Raw genomic sequence first — 1,684 nt, 5'->3', positions numbered from 1 at the left:
TCTCAGCCATGTCGTATCCCGCTGCCTCGGCAGCACTCCTCGATGGACTCCACGAAGCCACTGGCGTCAAGATCGTCGGTGCCGCGCTTCGCAATGAAGTAGCGATCCAACGGCAACGCATCGACCAGATGGTCGCCAACAACAACGAGCACCAGAACATGATTCGCCAGCTCGAAGCGCTCCACGACGCTGCAGTCGAAGGCGATGCCGACGCCGCGAGCGCTGCCGCTGAGATGCGGATGAAGTCCGGAGACGATATCGCTGCCGAGATCCAAGAGTTCTTCCGCGCTCAAGACTGATCTGCGAATGAAATCGGGTTGAGTCCGCGTTGTACGTTTGGTCCATGAAGATCGACGGCAACATCGGAACCGACCTGACAAAAGTTGCGGGCCAAGCCCAAGAAGTCGAGGCCTCCGGCTACTCGGGTGCATGGACCGCAGAGATGGCCCACGATCCGTTCTTGCCGCTACTTCTCGCGGCCGAGCACACCGAGAAGCTGGAGATCGGCACGTCAATTGCCGTCGCGTTCTCCCGCTCACCGATGACGCTCGCCAACACGGCCTGGGATCTGCAGGCGTACTCGAAGGGTCGTTTCGTGCTTGGCCTCGGCAGCCAGATCAAGCCGCACATCGAGAAACGCTTTTCAATGGAGTGGAGTAAGCCCGCCGCCCGGATGCGCGAGATGGGGTTGGCTATTCGTGCCATCTGGAACACGTGGCTGACGGGCGAGAAGCTCGAGTTCCGTGGCGAGTTTTACCAGCACACATTGATGACGCCGATGTTCTCCCCTGCTGCTTCTGACCTCGAAGGTTTCGGCCCGCCAAAGATGTTTCTCGCCGGCGTCGGCCCGCTGATGACCGAGGTCGCCGGTGAGGCATTCGACGGTTTCATCTGCCACGGGTTCACCACTGAGAAGTACCTGCGCGAGGTGACGATCCCTGCGCTCCAGCGGGGCCGGGAGAAGGCCGGCAAGACCATGGAAGGCTTCGAAATCGTCGGCCCATCATTCGTTGTGACCGGCAACAACGACGAAGAGATCGAGAAGGCCGCCATCGCCACTCGCAAGCAGATTGCGTTCTACGGTTCGACTCCGGCGTACCGACCCGTGCTCGACATGCACGGCTGGGGCGGCCTACAAGACGAGCTCAATTCGCTGTCAAAGCAGGGCGAGTGGGACAAGATGGGCACGCTTATCGACGACGAAATTCTCAACACGTTCGCCGTCGTCGGCGAGCCCGAATCCATCGCAGCCGAGCTTGGGTCCCGCTACGGCGACGTCATCCAGCGACTGAGCTTCTACGCCCCCTACGCCAGCAATCCCGACCGCTGGGCCAAGGTCATGGCGGACCTCAAGGCTGTCTGACTTTGTTCAGCGGCCTGGCCGGTCACACCGAAGGTTCCGGCGGGAGTTCCCTCTCAACGGCAAAGGCGCCTACGCAAACACCCTCGGTCGATATTGATACCGGGCCTGGTCGGCGGCCGACCACCAGCCCGTGTGCCGTTCGACGAGTCGATCAAGAATGGCGACGTACTGCTCGGTCCATGCCCGGCCGCTGGGGAACTCCGCCGGCATCAAGCCACGCAGCACACGCCCCGAGTGTCGGGTGGCCGGCAAATGGTAACTCGACTTTCGGCTCGAAGATCCGCACCCGATAGTCGGCAGTGGGATGAGCGGGTCCGAGTA

General features: G+C 61.6%; 1 protein-coding gene and 2 pseudogenes. 2 read left to right on the top strand and 1 reads right to left on the bottom strand.

Annotation, left to right across the window (positions count from 1 at the left end; translation table 11 throughout):
* Nucleotides 1-299 (top strand): annotated as a pseudogene (locus ACH2EI_RS15370) (hypothetical protein); the annotation flags it as partial.
* A gap of 44 nt (nt 300-343) precedes the next feature.
* The gene (locus ACH2EI_RS15365; protein ID WP_395152770.1) at nt 344-1,363 is read left to right on the top strand and encodes an LLM class F420-dependent oxidoreductase; all 1,020 of its coding nucleotides are present in this window, start codon (nt 344-346) and stop codon (nt 1,361-1,363) included.
* A gap of 181 nt (nt 1,364-1,544) precedes the next feature.
* Here ACH2EI_RS15365 and ACH2EI_RS15360 read toward each other — a convergent pair.
* Nucleotides 1,545-1,684 (bottom strand): annotated as a pseudogene (locus tag ACH2EI_RS15360) (PhzF family phenazine biosynthesis protein); the annotation flags it as partial.

Source organism: Ilumatobacter sp. (assembly GCF_041688325.1).
GTDB lineage: Bacteria > Actinomycetota > Acidimicrobiia > Acidimicrobiales > Ilumatobacteraceae > Ilumatobacter_A.
Note: the sequence above shows the minus strand (reverse complement) of the source record. Positions and strands in the feature narration are given on the sequence as shown.